The 2,760-nt window shown below is 47.3% G+C and carries 5 protein-coding genes; all 5 read left to right on the top strand.

Annotation, left to right across the window (positions count from 1 at the left end):
- The coding region (locus FP827_07275) for a glycosyltransferase (protein ID MBA3052867.1) at positions 1-978 on the top strand (978 nt) is incomplete at its 5' end.
- 99 nt (positions 979-1,077) lie between these two features.
- Complete coding sequence (locus tag FP827_07270; GenBank protein ID MBA3052866.1) at positions 1,078-1,308, top strand: hypothetical protein; 231 nt, start codon at positions 1,078-1,080, stop codon at positions 1,306-1,308.
- Positions 1,305-1,583: a type II toxin-antitoxin system RelE/ParE family toxin gene (locus FP827_07265; protein MBA3052865.1), complete on the top strand. Its 279-nt coding sequence runs from the start codon at positions 1,305-1,307 to the stop codon at positions 1,581-1,583. Before FP827_07270 ends, FP827_07265 begins: the two co-directional genes overlap by 4 nt.
- A gap of 263 nt (positions 1,584-1,846) precedes the next feature.
- Positions 1,847-2,146, top strand: coding sequence for a co-chaperone GroES (locus FP827_07260; protein ID MBA3052864.1), 300 nt, complete (start codon positions 1,847-1,849; stop codon positions 2,144-2,146).
- A 13-nt stretch (positions 2,147-2,159) separates the two neighbouring features.
- Positions 2,160-2,760, top strand: a 601-nt coding sequence (groEL, locus tag FP827_07255) for a chaperonin GroEL (GenBank protein ID MBA3052863.1), incomplete at its 3' end; no start/stop codon positions are given.

Here is a 2,760-nt window from a genome sequence, read left to right as displayed (position 1 = left end):
GCCGACGATCAGTTGGACGAGGATGATTATGCTTATTTTGAAAAAAATGTTTTTGCGCAGAAAGACACTCTCATAAAAGGCGCGGATGTCTATGTGGTGCACGACCCGCAGCCGCTGCCGCTCGTTAAATTCAGGAAAGAGTTCGGCGGCAAATGGATATGGAGATGCCATATAGACCTTTCCACCTCAACCGATGCCACATGGAAGAGCCTTGAGAAATATGTGTCCATGTTTGACGCGGCTATTTTCCACTGCCCGGGCTACGCCAAAGAGCTTAAGATCAGGCAGTTTATTTTTCCGCCGACCATAGACCCTCTCGCCGCTAAAAATGTTGATATGAGCCTGGACAGGATCGATGGGGTGAGAAAAAAATACGGCATCGCTGATGACAGGAAAATAATTGTTCAGATAGGGCGTTTTGACCGCCTGAAAGATCCTTTCGGGGCGATAGAGGCCTACAGGATCGTCAACAAAATGTATCCTTCGGTTCTTGTTCTCGCCGGTTCATACGCGGATGATGACCCCGAGGGCGAAGAGATATATAAGGAAGTGCTGGACGCGGCCGGCGGGGATGAGGATATCAAGGTGCTGAACATTCCCGTCACCGACGAGAGCCCTTTTGATATAAACGCTTTTCAGCGCATGGCCGATGTCTGCCTGCAGATGTCTTCCAGGGAGGGCTTCGGCCTGACGGTTGCGGAGGCCTTATGGAAGGGGACGCCTGTCGTGGCGAGGGATTCTTCGGGCATAGCGCTCCAGATCCTGCACGGGATAAACGGATTCCTCGTTAAGACAGCGCCCGGCGCGGCTTACAGGATAAGCCAGATCTTTGCGAGCGGCGAAATGAGGGAAAAATTTGCGGAAGCCGCCACGGCTTATGTCTATACTCATTTTCTTCTTCCGAAGCACCTTAAAAACTGGATATGCTGTCTGAACGCGGCTCTCATGAACAAGGCAAAAGGCATCATAGAAATATAGTCAATCGCCGTGCCGCATCAATCGCCGGGCCGCTTGACATTTTCCTGTTTCCAGATTACAATGTATTTGTAGCGAATACTAATAAATACGGGAGGAAATATGCAGGTTTTTACAGTACGGCTGCCGGAAGAAATTGAAAAGAAAGTCAGAGTGATGGCGAAAATAGGGCATCGGACTCTTTCTGAGCAAATAAAAAAATATCTCTGTGACGGGATTCTCTGTGAAGAAAACGATGAACTGCCTCTCTCTTTCATAAAAGAAACGCTCGAAGCAAAAGCGGAATTAGAGGCAGGGCTTGGAAAGGAATATAAATTTGGCATTCTTAAATGAAACAGCCTGTTGCCTCCAATCATTTCCGTAAATTTAAAAAACGGTCACCCAGACATATACAATTAGAAATCGATCGTCAGGTTGTAACTGTTTTAAAAAATCCCGACATAGGAGAATTAAAGAAAGGCGCTTTAAAAGGTATCAGGGTTCTTAAATTCAAATATAAAACGCAGCAATATCTTCTTTCCTATAAAGAGCAGGATAAGACGCTTTATCTTTACACCATCGGGAGTCATGAAAATTACTACAGGAAATTAAAACAGTTTCTTCATTGAGTAAACCAACTTGCCGATAGGGTCAATGGGGACAGTTCCTAATTGATATGGATTATTCATACTCTGGTAGTCGCAACTGAAAGTGCGCCGGGGCGTGAGCGACAGCTTTGCCTCTCGGCAGAGTTCTGCTCTGCGGCTACTTGACAAAACAAATGTCTTTTTGTAATTTAGCACCTGCAATGAGTGGGTGCTAAACCGTAACCGGTTAGCTGGATTTAAGGACGGGGGGTTCCCCGTGAGAAATAAGAACAGGAGGAGAGTTTATGAATCTTGAGATGCTTGGAGACAGGGTTTTGATTGAGCAGGAGAAGGGTGAGGAGAAGACCAAAAGCGGTATCATCATCCCCGACACGGCGAAAGAGAAACCGCAGAAAGGCACGGTTGTGTCCGTGGGGCCGGGGAAAAGAGACGATTCGGGAAAACTTATTCCCATGGAACTGAAGGCTGGCGACAAGGTGCTTTATGGAAAATACGCCGGAACGGAAGTTAAGCTTGACGGAAAAGATTACGTTTACATGGACCAGGGTGACGTTATCGCGAAAGTAAAAGAAAAAGTGAAATAAGGGGGAAAATAAAATGGCTAAACAATTAAGATTTGATCATGAAGCTTTCGCATCGCTTCAGAAAGGCATTGAGCAGTTAGCTTCTGCCGTGAAGATGACGCTGGGGCCGAAAGGGCGATACGTCGTTCTTGACAAAAAATTCGGTTCGCCGACGATAACTAACGACGGCGTGACCGTGGCTAAGGAAATAGAGCTCAATGATCCTTTTGAAAATATGGGCGCGCAACTTGTAAGGGAAGTGTCTTCCAAAACAAATGATGTCGCCGGAGACGGCACGACAACGGCTGTTGTTCTTGCGGAGGCCATATTTAAGGAAGGCCTGAGAAACATCACCGCCGGAGCCAACCCGCTGCATCTTAAAAAGGGAATGGACAACGCGGTGGCGGTTGCCGTGGAAGAAATTAAAAAAATGGCGCGGAAGGTGACGACCAAGGAAGAAATATCCCAGATAGCCACCATCTCGGCCAACTCAAAGGAGATCGGCGACATGATAGCCGACGCCATTGACAAAGTGGGGAAAGACGGTGTTATTACAGTTGACGAGGGAAAAACATCATCCACCGAGCTTGAGACGGTGCAGGGAATGCAGTTTGACCGCGGCAACATATCGCCTT

The organism is Candidatus Omnitrophota bacterium (assembly GCA_013791745.1).
Lineage (GTDB): Bacteria > CG03 > CG03 > CG03 > CG03 > CG03.
The sequence above is the reverse complement of the archived record's forward strand: the minus strand, read 5'-3'. Positions and strand labels throughout refer to the sequence as shown.